The 15,316-nt window shown below is 36.0% G+C and carries 19 protein-coding genes; 14 read left to right on the top strand and 5 right to left on the bottom strand.

The features are described from left to right. Positions 1–21: 21 nt before the first annotated feature. From rnhB to atwA, 9 genes are all read left to right on the top strand, one after another. Positions 22–636: a ribonuclease HII gene (gene rnhB, locus QZV03_RS09080; protein WP_296876035.1), complete on the top strand. Its 615-nt coding sequence runs from the start codon at positions 22–24 to the stop codon at positions 634–636. A 93-nt stretch (positions 637–729) separates the two neighbouring features. Beyond that, complete coding sequence (locus QZV03_RS09075; protein ID WP_296876033.1) at positions 730–1,569, top strand: MotA/TolQ/ExbB proton channel family protein; 840 nt, start codon at positions 730–732, stop codon at positions 1,567–1,569. A gap of 9 nt (positions 1,570–1,578) precedes the next feature. Then, entirely contained in the window at positions 1,579–1,992 is a 414-nt protein-coding gene (locus QZV03_RS09070; protein WP_296876031.1) for a biopolymer transporter ExbD, read from the top strand. 16 nt (positions 1,993–2,008) lie between these two features. Further along, entirely contained in the window at positions 2,009–2,635 is a 627-nt protein-coding gene (locus tag QZV03_RS09065) for an IMP cyclohydrolase (protein ID WP_296876029.1), read from the top strand. A gap of 26 nt (positions 2,636–2,661) precedes the next feature. Further along, a complete protein-coding gene (locus QZV03_RS09060) occupies positions 2,662–3,435 on the top strand; it encodes a coenzyme F420-0:L-glutamate ligase (RefSeq protein WP_296876027.1) in 774 nt (257 codons plus the stop codon). A 7-nt stretch (positions 3,436–3,442) separates the two neighbouring features. Further along, positions 3,443–4,348, top strand: a complete 906-nt coding sequence (cofD, locus tag QZV03_RS09055) for a 2-phospho-L-lactate transferase (protein ID WP_296876065.1) — start codon at positions 3,443–3,445, stop codon at positions 4,346–4,348. 20 nt (positions 4,349–4,368) lie between these two features. Continuing rightward, the gene (locus QZV03_RS09050; protein WP_296876026.1) at positions 4,369–5,130 is read left to right on the top strand and encodes a GTP cyclohydrolase III; all 762 of its coding nucleotides are present in this window, start codon (positions 4,369–4,371) and stop codon (positions 5,128–5,130) included. Between the two features lie 30 nt (positions 5,131–5,160). Next, positions 5,161–5,871, top strand: a complete 711-nt coding sequence (locus QZV03_RS09045; RefSeq protein WP_296876064.1) for an MJ0144 family RNA dihydrouridine synthase-like protein — start codon at positions 5,161–5,163, stop codon at positions 5,869–5,871. A gap of 72 nt (positions 5,872–5,943) precedes the next feature. Continuing rightward, a complete protein-coding gene (gene atwA / locus QZV03_RS09040) occupies positions 5,944–7,542 on the top strand; it encodes a methyl coenzyme M reductase system, component A2 (protein ID WP_296876024.1) in 1,599 nt (532 codons plus the stop codon). 10 nt (positions 7,543–7,552) lie between these two features. On the opposite strand, the gene QZV03_RS09035 is transcribed toward atwA, so the two are convergent. Further along, positions 7,553–8,236 (bottom strand): M48 family metallopeptidase, encoded by a 684-nt coding sequence (locus tag QZV03_RS09035; protein WP_296876022.1) that lies wholly within the window; start codon positions 8,234–8,236, stop codon positions 7,553–7,555. A gap of 32 nt (positions 8,237–8,268) precedes the next feature. After that, a complete protein-coding gene (locus tag QZV03_RS09030; RefSeq protein WP_296876020.1) occupies positions 8,269–8,661 on the bottom strand; it encodes a hypothetical protein in 393 nt (130 codons plus the stop codon). A gap of 192 nt (positions 8,662–8,853) precedes the next feature. Between QZV03_RS09030 and QZV03_RS09025 the strand changes: the two genes are divergently transcribed. Genes QZV03_RS09025 through hemA form a run of 3 tightly spaced genes read left to right on the top strand, consistent with a single transcriptional unit; the run spans position 8,854 to position 11,157 of the window. After that, positions 8,854–9,336, top strand: coding sequence for a methanogenesis marker 9 domain-containing protein (locus QZV03_RS09025; RefSeq protein WP_296876018.1), 483 nt, complete (start codon positions 8,854–8,856; stop codon positions 9,334–9,336). A gap of 1 nt (position 9,337) precedes the next feature. Then, positions 9,338–9,958 carry a bifunctional precorrin-2 dehydrogenase/sirohydrochlorin ferrochelatase gene (locus tag QZV03_RS09020; RefSeq protein WP_296876016.1) on the top strand — a complete coding sequence of 207 codons (621 nt, stop codon included), beginning with the start codon at positions 9,338–9,340 and terminating at the stop codon, positions 9,956–9,958. After that, entirely contained in the window at positions 9,955–11,157 is a 1,203-nt protein-coding gene (gene hemA, locus QZV03_RS09015; RefSeq protein WP_296876014.1) for a glutamyl-tRNA reductase, read from the top strand. The genes QZV03_RS09020 and hemA overlap by 4 nt, the downstream gene beginning before the upstream one ends. Position 11,158: 1 nt before the next feature. Here hemA and QZV03_RS09010 read toward each other — a convergent pair whose 3' ends face one another. After that, positions 11,159–12,280 carry an AAA family ATPase gene (locus QZV03_RS09010; protein ID WP_296876012.1) on the bottom strand — a complete coding sequence of 374 codons (1,122 nt, stop codon included), beginning with the start codon at positions 12,278–12,280 and terminating at the stop codon, positions 11,159–11,161. Between the two features lie 137 nt (positions 12,281–12,417). Between QZV03_RS09010 and QZV03_RS09005 the strand changes: the two genes are divergently transcribed. Both QZV03_RS09005 and QZV03_RS09000 read left to right on the top strand, forming a co-directional pair. Next, positions 12,418–12,684: a transcriptional regulator gene (locus QZV03_RS09005; RefSeq protein WP_296876010.1), complete on the top strand. Its 267-nt coding sequence runs from the start codon at positions 12,418–12,420 to the stop codon at positions 12,682–12,684. A gap of 36 nt (positions 12,685–12,720) precedes the next feature. Next, on the top strand, positions 12,721–13,233 hold the full coding sequence (locus QZV03_RS09000) for a zinc ribbon domain-containing protein (protein WP_296876008.1): 513 nt from the start codon (positions 12,721–12,723) through the stop codon (positions 13,231–13,233). On the opposite strand, the gene QZV03_RS08995 is transcribed toward QZV03_RS09000, so the two are convergent. Both QZV03_RS08995 and QZV03_RS08990 read right to left on the bottom strand, forming a co-directional pair. Then, on the bottom strand, positions 13,230–14,066 hold the full coding sequence (locus QZV03_RS08995; RefSeq protein WP_296876006.1) for a TIM barrel protein: 837 nt from the start codon (positions 14,064–14,066) through the stop codon (positions 13,230–13,232). The two genes, QZV03_RS09000 and QZV03_RS08995, sit on opposite strands and share 4 nt — an antisense overlap. Positions 14,067–14,093: 27 nt before the next feature. Further along, positions 14,094–15,110: a phosphorylating glyceraldehyde-3-phosphate dehydrogenase gene (locus QZV03_RS08990; RefSeq protein WP_296876004.1), complete on the bottom strand. Its 1,017-nt coding sequence runs from the start codon at positions 15,108–15,110 to the stop codon at positions 14,094–14,096. Positions 15,111–15,316: the final 206 nt, after the last annotated feature.

Here is a 15,316-nt window from a genome sequence, read left to right as displayed (position 1 = left end):
TTTTTTTATTTTTTGATTTTTATGGATATTTTAGGCATTGATGAAGCGGGTAGAGGATCTGTTTTAGGTCCTATGGTAATTGCCGGAGTGATAGTTCCTGAAAAGATGGAAAAGGTCCTTGACCGTATGGGCGTTAAGGATTCAAAAAGATTGACTCCAAACCGCCGTACCATATTGTCCCGTAAGTTAAAGAAGATGTTTGAATATGACATGATTATAATTACTGCTCGTGAAATCGATGAGATGAGAGCAGATGGCATCAATTTGAATGAAATTGAAAAAAATGCCATGGAAGAACTTATTTTAAGATTAAAACCTGAAAAGGCAATTGTTGACGCAGTCGATGTGAAGGCTGAAAGGTTTCAGGAAAATCTCAGAAAAGATACAGGATATGATATCATATCTGAACATAAGGCTGATGATACCTATATTCAGGTTAGTGCGGCATCCATTATTGCAAAGGCAGAAAGGGATGCTCAAATTGCAGAAATAAATAAGGAATTTATCAAATCTGGAGGCATAGGTTCCGGATATCCGTCAGATCCAACCACAAAAAAATTCCTCACTAACTATACTTATGATGAAATGCCTGACTTTGTTAGAAGGTCATGGAATACCGTTGCAAAAATGAAATAATTTTAACTAATTTTTTTTGATTAATTTTAAGTATATGAATTAATATAATATTTTTATAAAGGATTTTCAAGGATATATTTTACAGTGATAAAAATGATTATTGAGTATATTATGCCTATTATTGATGGACTAATGGATATTTTTACTCAAGGGGGAATTATTACATATATAATTCTTTTTGTTGGTATTTATGGTCTGATTATTTCATTAAGAAAAATAGCATATCTTAGAAAGATTAGTAGAGTTGATACTACTGAGATATTCGGTGTAGTAACCTCATCTATGGAAAGGGGCGGAGCTGTCGAAGCTTTAAAACAGATTAATGGTTTTAAAAATCCTATTTCTAGAATTATTTCTGAAACTCTCAAAATCGGTTATAAGAATAAGACCGAGGTTGAGGAAAGTATGGAGCAGATTTTCATTGTTGAAGTTGCTAAGATGACTAAAGGTTTGAATACAATTAAAACACTTACAGAGCTTGCTCCATTTTTAGGTTTAATCGGTACTGTTATTGGTATCTGGATGACTTTTAAATCTTTAGGTGTTAATCCGGACTCTGCCGCTATGGCGGAAGGTATTTATGTTGCTTTGACAACCACAATCATGGGACTTCTGGTAGCTATTGTATTATTACCTCTGTATACCTATATTCAAGGTCTTATTGAAGCGGAAATGGATAAAATTGAACTCGCTACAAAAATGACCAACTGGGGATATGCGGTAGTTAAAGTTAGAGTTGACTCCAATGTGGAATGTGCACTGGAAGCTTTGCAGGAAGCTGAAGGTGTTGTAAATACCAGACTGATTTCAGACCCTTACGCTAATATTAAAGTTTCTTTTAAGCCAAGTATGTTGGATAAAAGTATTGCAAATATTATTTTAGAGAAATGTAATGTTAATGCTGAAATTACTGAGAGTAAATTGAGACAATAAGGTGATATTATGGCTATTGATGTAAAAAAACATAAAAAGAAATTTTTAGATCAAAAACCAAGTATTAATTTAGTTCCTTTTATTGATATTCTTTTTACAATAATGATTTTCTTAGTAGTTACCAGTAATTTTTCAGCAACAGATGTGCAGACAGATACTGCAGACCAAGTTGAAGACGCAAGTGGAAAACCTAATGTAACTGATGTTTCTGGGGACCAGGAATATTATGTTATGCCAGTAGCTAATTTGCATAAGGTTACTGTCAACGGTCAGGATCGCTCGGATTCGATAGCCGGCAGTGCTGTAGGTGTACAGGCAAATGTTATAGATCAGGGACAAGTTGTCATTAAACCTGGTGAGATTGTAATTACCACTCCTCCTGGAGTTCCACCAGAAAAAGCTGTTCAACGTCCAGAACTTTAAGAATTGAGGGATTAAAATGTATACGGGTAGAATTTTATCAACTGGTATGAATTGTGACGGTAAACCTTTTGTGGCATACAGGGTATCAAGCAGGTCATTTCCTAATAGGAGATGTCTGAAATTTGATAATCGTGCGGCTGTTGTTCCAAAGGAAGGTTTTGAAAAGGATATTTATGAGAACACATATATCACTTATAATAGTATTCGTATTGTAAGGGATATGGCAATTGTTTCCAATGGTTCTCATACTGATGTTATAGCAGACAAAATTGCTTTGGGAATGAATATCAAGGATGCAATCGCTTATTCATTGCTCACTATGGATTATGAAAAGGATGACTATAACACTCCAAGGATTGCTGCTGTTGTCACATCAACAAACAAGAAAGAGGAATATGGCTGTTATGTTGGAATTGCCAACGACAAGAAACTGTTAGTTGAACAGGTGCCATATGGTGATGCGGTATTTATCTCAACATATGGTAGTCAGGTTCATGACAAAGTTGATTTTGAAGCTAAGAACTCTGAAGAAGCTGCAAAATACATTTTTGATGAAGGTACCTTTGCAAATTATGAAAAACCGGTAACTTCTTGCGCTGCTGTTTTTGATGGAGAATGGACTATTGATGTCTATAATCCATAATTTTTTCTTTTTTTTAAACTTTTTAGATGATTATTATGACTATTGAATTATTTGGATTAGAGAATATTCCTATTATTGATGGGGATAGTGATATTTCTCAGATTATTAAGGACGCTATTGAAAAGCAGGGTTGTGGTTTAAAACATGGGGATATTGTTTTGATTGCTGAAACCTTGATTTCAAAAGCAGAAGAAAATTTCATCGAACTCGATGATTTGACACCTTCCGGCTTTGCAATCAGACTTGCAAATGAATCAGGAAAGGACCCAAGACTTGTTGAAGCTATTTTAAATGAATCAAATGAAGTTGTTCGTGTAGGGCCTAATTTTATCATAACCGAAACAAAACACGGCTTTGTTTGTGCTAATGCAGGTATTGATGAGTCCAATGTTGGGGATGGCCTTGCCACTCCTATGCCACAGGATGCCGACAAGTCTGCAAGGGAAATCCGTGAATCTTTGGAAAATGCATTCGATGAGGAAATTGCAGTCATCATCACTGACACTCAGGGAAGGGCATTCAGATTTGGGGCAATAGGTACTGCGATTGGTTGTTCTGGTATTTCTCCAATTTGGAAACGTGTTGGTGAAAAAGATTTGTATGGAAGGGAACTTGAAACAACTGAAATCGCAACCTGTGATGAATTGGCTGCGGCTGCTTCACTAATTATGGGTCAGGCCGATGAAGGTCTTCCAGTTGTAATTATTCGTGGTTTCAACGCTTTTGATACTTTGAGGAATGTTGATTCAAATATTAAATCTGTTTTAATGCCTAAAAAGGCAGATGTATTTAGGAAATGATGATATTATGATTACTGTTTTATCTGGGGGAACCGGTACTCCAAAATTGATTCAGGGAATAAAGGAAATAGTTGATCCGAGTGACTTGACAATAATTGTAAACACCTTGGAAAACGATTATTTTTCAGGCGTCTATGTTTCAGCCGACATTGATACTGTAATGTATACAATGGCGGACATGATTAATGATGAGACCTGGTATGGCGTTAAGGATGATACTTTCATCACCAATGAAAGGCTTGCTGAAATTGGCTGTCCTGAACTGCTCAGAATTGGAGACATCGACCGTGCAACTAAAATACAAAAGACCCAATTGATGGAGAAATATGGTCTTTTAAGAGCCTGTGAGATTCAATCAGAAAATATGGGCATAAAATCCAAAATCCTTCCGATGAGTGAGGAGGAATCCGAAATCAAAATCATTTCTGATATGGGGGAATTGGAGTTCCATGATTTCTTAATAAAGCATCAAAGCGAACCTGAAGTTTTGGACCTTAAGTTTTCCAATGTGAATCCCTCAAATGGTGTTGTTGATGCAATAAAAAACTCAGATGCGGTAATTATTGGACCTTCAAATCCAATCACTTCAATTTTACCAATTTTGTCACTATCTGGTGTTAGGGAAGCATTAAAGGAAACTTATGTTGTTGCAGTTTCACCAATAATTGGCAATGAGGCTGTTTCAGGTCCCGCATCCAAATTTATGAATGCTTTGGATATTGAAGTTTCATCAGTTGGTGTGGCAGATTTATACAAAGATTTCCTTGACAATTTTGTTATAGATGATAAGGATTCAAATTTAAATTCACAATTAAAGCAAATAGTTAATAAGGTAACAATTACAAATACTATAATGAATAGTTTAGATGCTAAGAAAAATTTAGCACAAATAATTATAGATAGTATTCCTTAATGGAAAGAGGCGGATATCAAATGATACAAATGACATTAATACAAATTGACAATTACGGTCCTTGGACTGTTACTCCAAGACCTAGAACTGAATCTGACTTGCAAATGTTACAGGCGAATTTATTTGCTGATTTAAATAATCATTTTGGAAATAAGAAAGGTTTAGTTTTCTTTACAAGATTTGACAATTTACTTGCAATTTCAAATGGTCTTGATGAAGAGGACCATTTAAGAATTCAAAGATCAATTAGAAACAGATACCCAATCACTGTAAGTATGGGTGTTGGTGCTGCAGAAACTCCTCATGAAGCACAGAAATTAGCTACCATTGCACTTCAAAAAGCAGGCAGTGCTCAATCCGGTGAAAGAAAAGAAATTTTGGCTATAGATAGTTTGGTTTCAGAGGAAGACAGTTATGTTCAGGCAGCTCACATTGACATTAACAGTGTAACTGAAACATTAACCGACATTGAATCTGCTTTCGATACAAGTTTCATGGTTAACAAGGCTCAACATTACCTGATGACCAAATTAATCAAAAAAGGGGCATTGCTCTTCTTCATTGGTGGGGACAATTTCATGTCACCATGTAACGGCTTAACAGAAAAAGAAATCGAAGACATCATGGTTGAAATCGATGAAGAAATCGGTATTAAACTTAAAGCAGGTATCGGTAGAGGTAAAAACGCTGAAGATGCCGCTTATATGGCCGATATAGGTCTTGAAGAAATCAGAGCTCACAATAATGAAATGTGGACTTGGGTCATAGAAAAAGAATATTAAGGTAATACTATGTTAAAAGTAGTTGCTCCGATGGCTGGAATAACTGACGCTGATTTTTTAAATAAAGTTATTCCTCTTGGCTTTGATGTGGCTACTTTAGGTGGATACAGTTTGGATTCACCTACAATCAATGCAAGTAAAATGATCATCGAAAGGGGAAGAAAGGAATTTGACTTCCCATTAGATGAAATTTTTACTCATATTGAAAACGAAGCTAATTTTATAAAGAGTGTTCACAGTGCCGTAAAGGTATCTGCCAATGTGCGTGCAACAACTCCTCAACCGATTATTGATGCGGGCAATATTGAAAGTTTGGATATTGTTGAGATAAATTGTCATTGTCGCCAAAAGGAAATTGTTGATATTGGATGCGGTCAGGAAATGTTGCATCGTGAGGATTTGGGCGATTTTATTTCTCAGATTGTTGATAATGTGGACAGTGAAGTTTCAGTAAAGATCCGTGCAAATGTTGAAGGGGTTGATACTGTTGAAATTGCAACTCTGATTGAAGATGCGGGAGCGGATTACCTTCATGTTGATGCGATGAAAAAAGGTGTCTTTGAAGCGGACTGGAAACTTTTGTCTGAAATTTGCGGTAATGTTAACTTGAAGGTTATTGGGAACAATTCTGTTAACAGTAAGGAAAATCTTCAAAAAATGATTGGTACTGGTGTAGATGGTTTTTCAATAGCTCGGGGTGTTATTTCGGGAAATCTCGATTTTAACATTGTTAATTTTTAATTTTTTAAAACAATTGTTATTAGAAAGTATTATTAATAGTTTAAAATAAAAATATTTGTATTAGGTGATTTCATGGATTTCATAACTCTTAAGAATATTACAAAAACATTTGATGATGTTGACGTTCTTAAAGATATTAATTTAAAGATTAATGAAGGAGAGACTTTAGGTATATTGGGACGTAGTGGAAGCGGTAAATCTGTTTTAATCAATATGCTTAGGGGAACTAAGGAATATGCCCCTGATGCAGGTAATATTATATTGAATATTGCTGTTTGTCCAGATTGTTTGGCTGTTGAATCTCCGTCTCATGAGGGAGAAAAATGTCATTGTGGCGGAACATATGAACTGAAAGAAGTGGATTTCTTCAAAGCTGAGAGAAAACTGTTTGCAAGTATTAAAAGAAGAATTTCCATCATGCTTCAACGTAACTTCGCATTGTATGATGAAGAGACCGTTATTGAAAATGTTATGAGGGCAATGCCTGAAACCGTTGATTATGAAGAAGGTTTATATGCTGCTTTAGAATTATTAGAAATGGTTCAGATGAACCATAGGATTACTCACATTGCACGTGATTTGAGTGGTGGAGAAAAACAGAGAGTAGTGCTTGCAAGACAACTGGCTAAAAATCCGATGATGTTTTTAGCGGATGAGCCAACAGGTACACTTGACCCTCAAACTGCTGTAAAACTTCACAATACCTTAAAAGAAGGTGTTAAAGATAAAAACATTACTATGTTGATCACTTCTCACTGGCCGGAAGTTATGACTGAACTTGCAGATAATGTAATCTGGTTGGAAAACGGTCAAATCAAGGAAGAAGGCGAACCTCAAACTGTAGTTGACCATTTCCTGGAAACAGTTCCTGTTCCTAAAAAACCTGAAATTCCTGAATTCGGTGAAGAGGAAGTAATTTTAGAGGATGTTAAAAAACATTATTATTCCATTGAACGTGGTGTAGTTAAAGCGGTTGATGGAATTGACTTGAAAATTCACAAGGAAGAAATTTTCGGTCTTGTTGGATTAAGTGGTTCAGGTAAGACAACCACTACCAGAATGCTCATCGGATTAACCGAACCAAGTAGCGGAGACATTCAAATCAAACTTGGTGATGAATGGATCGACATGACAAAAGGAGGTCCTCTCAACCGTGGACGTATTGTTCCATACCTTGGATTATTGCACCAGGAATACTCCTTATATCCTCACAGAACAATTCTCGGTAACCTGACCGATGCTATCAGTTTAAACTTGCCTGCAGAATTCGGTAAGATTAAGGCCATTCACGCATTGACTACTGTAGGATTTGATGAACATGAAGCCACAATAATTTTGGATAAGTATCCTGACCAATTGAGTGTAGGAGAAAAACACAGGATTGCACTGGCACAGGTTTTAATCAAAGAACCAAAAATCATTGTGTTGGACGAACCTACAGGTACAATGGACCCTATTACTCGTGTTCATGTTACTGATTCAATCTTAAAAGCTCGTACAGAATTAGAACAAACTTTCATTATTGTTTCTCACGATATGGACTTTGTTTTAGATGTCTGTGACAGGGCTGCTTTAATGAGAGGAGGAAAACTCTTGGATGTTGGTACTCCTGAAGAGATTGTTGATCAATTAACTCCAGATGAAAAAGAAGACATGCTTAAAGACAGATAAGTCTTCTTATTCATTTAATCTTTTTTTTTATTTCTTTCCAATTTGGACAAAAACTGTCCATCAATTTTTTAAATCTTTTTCCATGGTTGAATTCTATCAGATGGCATAACTCATGTATCATTACATATTCCAGACATTCCTTGTCCTTTTTTGCTAGATTTAAGTTAAGTGTAATTCTGCCGTCCTGTTTGCAGTTTCCCCAATTTTTCATTTTTCGAACATTGACGCTTGCTGGCTTGCGTCCAACGATTTTAGTGCATCTTTCCAAAACTTCGGGAATTGCCAATTTAAGCTCTTCACGATAAAACTCATCAAGAACACTTTTTCTTTTATCGATTGTGCTTCTTTTTGGAATTGGCAGATAAAGAATATGTTTTTCTTTGTCTAGTAGCACATGTTTTATGTTATTTGAGATCAGCTGCAGGGTGTATTCCTCGCCCCAGAGAAAATGTTTTTCGCCATTGGTGTATTTGTAGGGTGCCCTGATTTTCTTTTCAGAAATTAGTTGCTGTTTTTCCAAGATCCATTCCTTACGGGATTTGATAAAATCAGCAATGTCCCTATCTGAAACGAATAATGGTGCCGAAACCTTCACCTCTCCATTTGGCGGTAAAACTCGAAGATACATGTTTTTTATGTTTTTTCGGTATAATGTGATGGGGATATCTTCGATAATTACATTTTCTTTAACCATATTTAAAAATAAGTCAATAAGGTTTTTAAACCTTATTGTGCCATTGGGTTAAACCCGAATACCTTACCGGCTAATCTGAATGCCAGTGGATTAACAATCTGACTTACAATGAAATATGCCACAACCCATCTTATTGGCCATATCATGAATAATGCCTCAACGGTTAAGTTTGTTGTAAGTCCAAATATCGCAGGCATTATGAAACTCATAATCAAGCTTATGAAAAATGCTGGCGGATTCCATAATCCGGTTTTCATTCCCATTTTATATCCGAAGATTTTGTCTGCTAATCCAAATCCAATTGGATGTACTGCCTGTGTTACAAGCAGATATGCGACTATCCATCTTATAGGCCACATCAAAAAGCAGATTTCAACAGGCATTCCCATTGGAATTGAAAATATGAGTGGCATGACTATGCTCATTATTAAACTTATAAAAAATGCCACGGGATTCCAAAGTTTCATACATAACCTCCCTTTTTTCTTTTATTAATTAATGAATTTGGGATAAATAAAACTTTCCATAAAAAAGGTTATATATTCATTGTTCAAATAAATTATATTAATATTTTATATATTATAATCAAGAAATGAAAATTATTTTGGAGGATGATTATGACTTGGGAAGATGCACCATCTCATATCTGCAGAGGAGGAGATGTAAGAGGACTTGCTTTTTGCTGTCCGCCAGTTAAACCATGCCCAGTTTTAAATGCATTACAAGAAGTAAATTTAACTCCACAGGAATTTGTGGATATCAAGATTCAATTCGGTAAAGAAACTAGATTAGGTGAAGGCGCAGGGACCTGTTTCGGTTCACTAGTTTGGTGCTGCAAGCCATCAAAACCTTGTCCTTTAAGAGACATGACCTTAAGGAACATGGGTATGAGCCATGAGGAATACCTTGACTTGAAAAAGGAACTGTCTGAAAGGTTAGTTGGTGTTAAAAAACCTAATCCTGATAAGAAGGCTGAAGCATTGGCTGAAACATTCAACATATCCAAACTTGAAGCAATGAATGTTTTGACCGATTGTAATAATGATTTGAGAGCTGCTGTAAAAGTATTACACGCAAAATCTCTTGAAAATTCTGATTAAAATGGATTGGACATCTGTTTATCTGAAAACATCCGATTTGAATGTTTTTATTTTAGGCACTGGAGAGGTTGCAACCAGACGCGCCAATAGATTTTTGGATCATGGTGCCAATGTCAGGCTTGCGGGAAATGCTCTGTCATCAGATTTGACTGATAAGGGTGCCGAGTTATGTTCCACATCTGATGTTGATGAGCTGGTCCAATGGGCTGATTTGGTTGTTGTTGCCAGTGGTGATGAAGAGCTGTCCGATTATGTTTCCAATATTGCAGAAGGTAAGCTTGTCAATCGGGCTGACTATCCTTATGAGGGAAATATTATTGTCCCGACAAGTTTCAGTATTGGGGATGTTGAGATATCTATTTTTACCAATGGAAAAAGTCCATTGATGGCAAGGCAGATGCGCAAAAAGATTCAATCAATAATAACTGAAGAGGACATTTTGGAAATCGAGCTTCAGGATTATGCAAGGGGCCAATTAAAGGATATTATTAATGACCAGAAAGAGCGCAGAAATTACCTTTATCGAATTTTTGAAGATGAAACTATTAACGATTATATCAAAAACCGTGAAATTGATTTGGCTAAAGAATATATTGATAACTTAATAAGGGGATTAGATTGATACTTAATTTAAGAGTTGACCATAAGATAGCGGATATCCAGTCAATGGAATCTATTGCTAAGGAAATTGATGTATTGTTTCAGGAATTGCAGGAAAAATATTCCATTGGCGAGTATATTGAGATTTCCACCTGTAACAGAAAGGAGTACTATATCAATAACGACTACATTAAAGAGGATGATGAGTTACTTTCTCATGAAAACAAAAGCATTGTAATTGATTATGGTCAATCTGCTGTCATGCATCTTCTTAGGATGACCTCCGGTTTGGAATCAATGATTGTAGGTGAAGATCAAATCCTGGGTCAGGTCAAGGATGCCAAATATAAGGCTTTAAAAAACCATCATTGCGGTAAATCTTTGGACACTATATTTACAAAGGCTATCCATGTCGGTCAGGTTGTTAGAAACAAGACCAACATCAACAAGGGTTCCGTTTCCATCGGTTCTGCTGCAATCGATTTGGCGGAAAAATATATCGGTGATTTGAATGATAAATCCGTTCTGGTTATTGGTGCCGGTAAAATGGGCAGGTTGGTTGCCAAGGCACTTGCTGAAAAGGATTTAAAAGCTATTTTTGTTGCTAATCGTACATATTATGTCGCTGTTGAACTTGCTGAAGATTTAGGCGGTCAGGCAATCATGTTTAAGGATCTGGAAAACTATTTGGCAACTGCCGATTTGGTAATCAGTGCTACAAGTGCTCCTCATCCAATTATTGATAAGGAACGTCTCCTGGGCATAGACATGGACTATGAAAATGTAATGATTGTTGATATTGCAAATCCTAGGGATATCAAAGAGGATGTTTCAGAATTGGGCGTTAAATTATGCAATATTGATGATTTGCGTGAAATTGCCGATGAAAATACCAAGCTTCGTATTGAGGAATTTGGTGAGGCGGAAAATATCATAAATGATGAGTTCATTTTACTTAAAGAATCCATTAAAATGATGGAACTTGATGAGTTACTTGGTAATTTAAGAGCATCTATGGAAGGAATAAGAGAACGTGAAACTCAAAAAGCAACTGTTAAGTTGTCACATGTAGATGGCAGTGCTAAAATTTTAAATAATTTAACAAATTCTCTTGTCAATAAGATTTTCTATGATATTTCAAAAAATTTGAAAAGAGCTGCAAGAAATGATAAAAAGGAAATTATTGATGCAGCCGATTATATATTTAATTTTAAGGAGTAGTTTATTCAAACATTCCCTTAATATCAGTATTTTTTACTTTACTGCTGTTTAATGCATATTCAATATTTTCCATAGTGATGATGTCGCTGTCGGAGGATATTGCATTGTGAAGGGAAGTTTTCAAAATCTTTTCTTTTATGTCCCTGCCGGACAGTCCCTTGGTTAGTTTAACTATTTTTTCCAAATCCAAATCATTGTCCAACGGCATGGTTTTGAGATTGTTTTCAATAATCTCCAACCTTTCATTATCGTTTGGGAGTTTGAATTCGATTTCTTCCTCGAATCTACTGCGCACAGCTAAATCAAGACTTTCCTGGTTGTTGGTAGCTCCTATTGTAATGACGGATTTATTTTCTTCAATGCCGTCCATTTCGGTTAAAAGTGAGTTCACTATTTCGGACACGTCTCCTCTTAGTGATTGAAATGATCTGTGAAGTGCAATTGCATCGATTTCATCAATGAAAATTATGGAAGGTGCATTTTCAGATGCCTTTTTAAATAAATCGTGAATTTTGGATGAGGCATCTCCGACATGTTCTCCAATCAGTGATGTTGCCTTAACCAAATACAATGGAACTTCAAGCTCGTTTGCCAATGCCTTTACAAGCATGGTTTTACCGGTACCTGGAAGGCCGTAAAATAGAATGTTTTTCGGAGCCCACTCTCCAAAGCTTTCAGGGTTTTCAAGATATTTGGAAATGACCTTGATTTTTGACTTTGCGTTTTCCTGACCGATGATGTCATTCATTTTTATGTTGGTTTTAATTTTTTTCTCATTATTTTTATCAATCTCGTCAGTAATGATTTTTATTTTGGTATATTCAGAAATTAAAGAGTTGTCTGGCTTTGCAGTAACAATTTCAAAACCATAATCTGGAATTATCTTCTGGTCAAATAAATATGAGTTTTCACGAACCGCCAAACCTAACCACTGTTCACGTGCATATTCCTCAAATAATTTGGTATTGGTTATCTCGATATTGTCTTCCATCAATGTAAAATCGAATGGATAACCTACCGGTTTGATTACAACTAATTCTGCATATTCTTTGTCTTCATTATCTATTTTTGAACTTTTTTGGTTAGTTGTTTTGATTTCGTGTTGTTTATTGTCACTTTTCAAATATGCCCCTCCAATTTTTGTATACATTCATTCATTAGTTTTGATTATTTAAATACTTGTTGTAACATATTAAAGTTCTGTATTTTTTTAGAAAATTTTAAATATCTTTTTAAAGCAATTAATTAAAGAGGGATACCATGGATGATGAAACCGCAAGGCTTTATGGGTATGTGAGGGTTGCTCCACACAGAACAAAAACAATGAAAGCACTGATGAAGGGAGATAAGACTCCAACACAAATAGGTAAGGAAGTCGATATTCGTCCAGTCCATGTTTCTAAGGTTTTAAGGGATTTCAAGGACCGTGATATAGCATACTGTATCAATGAGGAAAAATACAAAAATAGAATATATACCTTGACTCCATTGGGCCGTGAGATTGGGGAATATCTGCTTAGAAAGTGAGTATGCTTTTTAATAAGTTTCACCAAATAACTATTTATGGGACTTGAAAATCATAATCATTTTTGTATTTATTGTGGCGCCAAACTGGTGCCAAATCAGCACTTCTGCTCTCAATGTGGAAAAGCAGTTTACAGGGATGCAGAGCCACAAGTTGTTAGAACGCCATCCAAATTCATTTCAACTGTTGAGGATATTGAAAAGGAATATAATTCAAAGCAGGCAAGAGCCAAGGAATTGGTTGAAAAATTGTTTGATCCATCACACATGTCTTATCAGAAATTCACTGCTGCCATCACGAAATCCAACGGACTGTTTGACAATCAGGTGGCTGTAGCTAAAAAGATGATTGAATTGGATGACGGTCATAATGAAATTATTGTTGGCGAAATTCAAAACAAGATTAAGACACTCAACACCTTTGTCGATAAGATGGAAGGGCTGATTAATGAATTGGTTATCCAGTTAAGTTCCAACAAGGATGATGATGAGGACATTAATAATTTATTCAATGACATGGATGATTTGATTGATTCGGTAAAGAATTATTAAATCATGCTTTCATAAATTTCCTTCATTTTTAATGCATCGATGTCACGTTCGGGTGTCTCACATATTATGTTTGCATTCCAACCGTTATCAATCAGATTGCTGAGCAGATCCCTGATGTTTGGACCGTATTCATCGCTTTCGTCGAGGGTATGGTGTTTCACTTCACCGCCACGACCATATTCTATTGTTGTAAAATGGCAGTGTAGAATGTCAATGTCAAGATTATCCTCGATTATTGAAAAAATACAGTTATAATCTTCCTTTTTATTTAGAAATCCTCTGCCTCGGGCATGCACGTGGGCAAAATCAATTGTAGGTTCAAAGTGGTCAAATGTTGCACATAATTCCACAACTTCGCTGACATTTCCCAATTGTGTACGTTTGCCTGTGGTTTCAGGTGCAAATGTGAACTCTTCTATTCCTTCAGCTTCCAGTTCTTCGAATAGTTTGTTCACTGTATTTTTGGATATTTCCATTGCCTTTTCGGGTTTTCTATTCAGGTATGCTCCGGGGTGGAATACTAGACGGTATGCTCCCATCCATTCTCCCGCACGGGCGGCCGCAATCAGGTGTCCGATACTTTTTTCAAGCTTGGAGTCTTCCTTTGCACAGAGATTGATGTAGTATGGTGCATGCATTGAAACTAGAATGTCATGCTTTTTTGATTCGTCTTTTAATGTTGTTGCGGCTTTTTCTCCAATTCTCACTCCATATGGTGATTGGTATTCATAGGAATGGAGGCCTTCTTCGGATATGTATTTCGGTGCCTTATATGCTGCACCCTTATAGTTTATTGGACTTCCTGCAGGTCCGAAAAGTACTTTGGGTTTCATGTTAAAAATAGTAAAAAAAGAGGGAATTTAGAATATTCCCATAGCTTTATTGGTTTTTGCAATTGATTTTTCGTTGTCACTTTCCATTTCTAAAAGTGCACGAATTGCATCAATGTTTTCAGGAATTACGTCAGATTCCTGGTGGACAGCTTGCATGTAAAAGAGTTCATTGCCGACTACATTGATGGATTCTCTCCAAACTGGAATTTCGTATAAATCGTTTCTGTTTCTTCCAAGTTCTTTGGCATATTCCATAATCTCAGCGGTTGAACCTAATCCTTCTTCAGCGGATACGACAATTACTCTGGAACGTTTTTCTAATGCTTCAATGATTTCTTCGGTTTCAACATCATTGTTGATTTCCACCATGATGTTGTGTTGGTGCATTAGTGTTGTTGGTACGAGCAATGCCATGGTTGTAACGTCAATGCCGTCCATTACGGTTTTTACGTCTGGTCCGTGGTGGGAAGGTACTTTTGGAGGATTTGGAACAATTGCGTTGATTGGTCCTTTTTTGATTTCAGATGGGTCTGATCCTCTTCTGACCATTACTGCACGGACTTTTTTGATGTCTGCTATTGGGTCAATAGTTGATAATGTACGGGTCAATCCGGTAGTGTTACAGGACACTACACGGGTGTAATCTGCACCATATGAGTCATCGTAATTTGAAATTGCGTTAAATGAAAGGCCAGTTAATTCATGGTCTTCTCCACCTTGATAGATTGCTTTAACGCCTGCTTTTTTATACATTTCAAGGTTCTGTGGACCGATACTTCCAGGGGTACAGTCAACAACGACATCTGCTTCCTGAATCATATCTTCAACAGTACCGGCTATTTCAATTCCAGCATCCTTAAACATTTGTTCTCTTTCTGGAATTCCAATGTATAATGGGTATCCTTTTTCTTCAACAGCGGTTCTTGCTTCAAAGTTTGGTCTAGTTTTACTTACACCAATCACTTTCATATCATCTTGAGCAGCTACAGCATCAGCCACTCTTTTACCGATGGTTCCATAACCATTAATTGCAACAGTTTTCATTTTAATCCCTTATAATAATTATTTATTATATGCTTAAAGATTTGTATTTTAAGTTATTTAAAATTTGATATTAATTTTCCAATGCCGTCAATTTAAGAATTTCATAATTTTTTTATCTTTTTGATTTTTTATATATCTCTTTTTTCATGTTAATCTGTAGTTCATATTGAATTTTCTTGCAGATGTAGGTCTTCTGGGTGATTTTC

Origin of the sequence: uncultured Methanobrevibacter sp. (genome assembly GCF_902788255.1) — an archaeon.
Lineage (GTDB): Archaea > Methanobacteriota > Methanobacteria > Methanobacteriales > Methanobacteriaceae > Methanocatella.
This window is presented reverse-complemented; position numbering and strand designations above follow the sequence as displayed.

What these genes read in the sequence shown, in the direction of transcription:
- atwA (WP_296876024.1), top strand. Translation starts at nt 5,944, where the DNA reads ATGGATTTCATAACTCTTAAGAATATTACAAAAACATTTGATGATGTT.
- QZV03_RS08995 (WP_296876006.1), bottom strand. Translation starts at nt 14,066, where the DNA reads ATGAAACCCAAAGTACTTTTCGGACCTGCAGGAAGTCCAATAAACTAT.
- QZV03_RS09025 (WP_296876018.1), top strand. Translation starts at nt 8,854, where the DNA reads ATGACTTGGGAAGATGCACCATCTCATATCTGCAGAGGAGGAGATGTA.
- QZV03_RS09020 (WP_296876016.1), top strand. Translation starts at nt 9,338, where the DNA reads ATGGATTGGACATCTGTTTATCTGAAAACATCCGATTTGAATGTTTTT.
- QZV03_RS09060 (WP_296876027.1), top strand. Translation starts at nt 2,662, where the DNA reads ATGATTATTATGACTATTGAATTATTTGGATTAGAGAATATTCCTATT.
- QZV03_RS09030 (WP_296876020.1), bottom strand. Translation starts at nt 8,661, where the DNA reads ATGAGCATAGTCATGCCACTCATATTTTCAATTCCAATGGGAATGCCT.
- cofD (WP_296876065.1), top strand. Translation starts at nt 3,443, where the DNA reads ATGATTACTGTTTTATCTGGGGGAACCGGTACTCCAAAATTGATTCAG.
- rnhB (WP_296876035.1), top strand. Translation starts at nt 22, where the DNA reads ATGGATATTTTAGGCATTGATGAAGCGGGTAGAGGATCTGTTTTAGGT.
- QZV03_RS09050 (WP_296876026.1), top strand. Translation starts at nt 4,369, where the DNA reads ATGATACAAATGACATTAATACAAATTGACAATTACGGTCCTTGGACT.
- QZV03_RS09070 (WP_296876031.1), top strand. Translation starts at nt 1,579, where the DNA reads ATGGCTATTGATGTAAAAAAACATAAAAAGAAATTTTTAGATCAAAAA.
- QZV03_RS09045 (WP_296876064.1), top strand. Translation starts at nt 5,161, where the DNA reads ATGGCTGGAATAACTGACGCTGATTTTTTAAATAAAGTTATTCCTCTT.
- QZV03_RS09005 (WP_296876010.1), top strand. Translation starts at nt 12,418, where the DNA reads ATGGATGATGAAACCGCAAGGCTTTATGGGTATGTGAGGGTTGCTCCA.
- QZV03_RS09075 (WP_296876033.1), top strand. Translation starts at nt 730, where the DNA reads ATGATTATTGAGTATATTATGCCTATTATTGATGGACTAATGGATATT.
- QZV03_RS08990 (WP_296876004.1), bottom strand. Translation starts at nt 15,110, where the DNA reads ATGAAAACTGTTGCAATTAATGGTTATGGAACCATCGGTAAAAGAGTG.
- QZV03_RS09035 (WP_296876022.1), bottom strand. Translation starts at nt 8,236, where the DNA reads ATGGTTAAAGAAAATGTAATTATCGAAGATATCCCCATCACATTATAC.
- QZV03_RS09065 (WP_296876029.1), top strand. Translation starts at nt 2,009, where the DNA reads ATGTATACGGGTAGAATTTTATCAACTGGTATGAATTGTGACGGTAAA.
- QZV03_RS09000 (WP_296876008.1), top strand. Translation starts at nt 12,721, where the DNA reads ATGGGACTTGAAAATCATAATCATTTTTGTATTTATTGTGGCGCCAAA.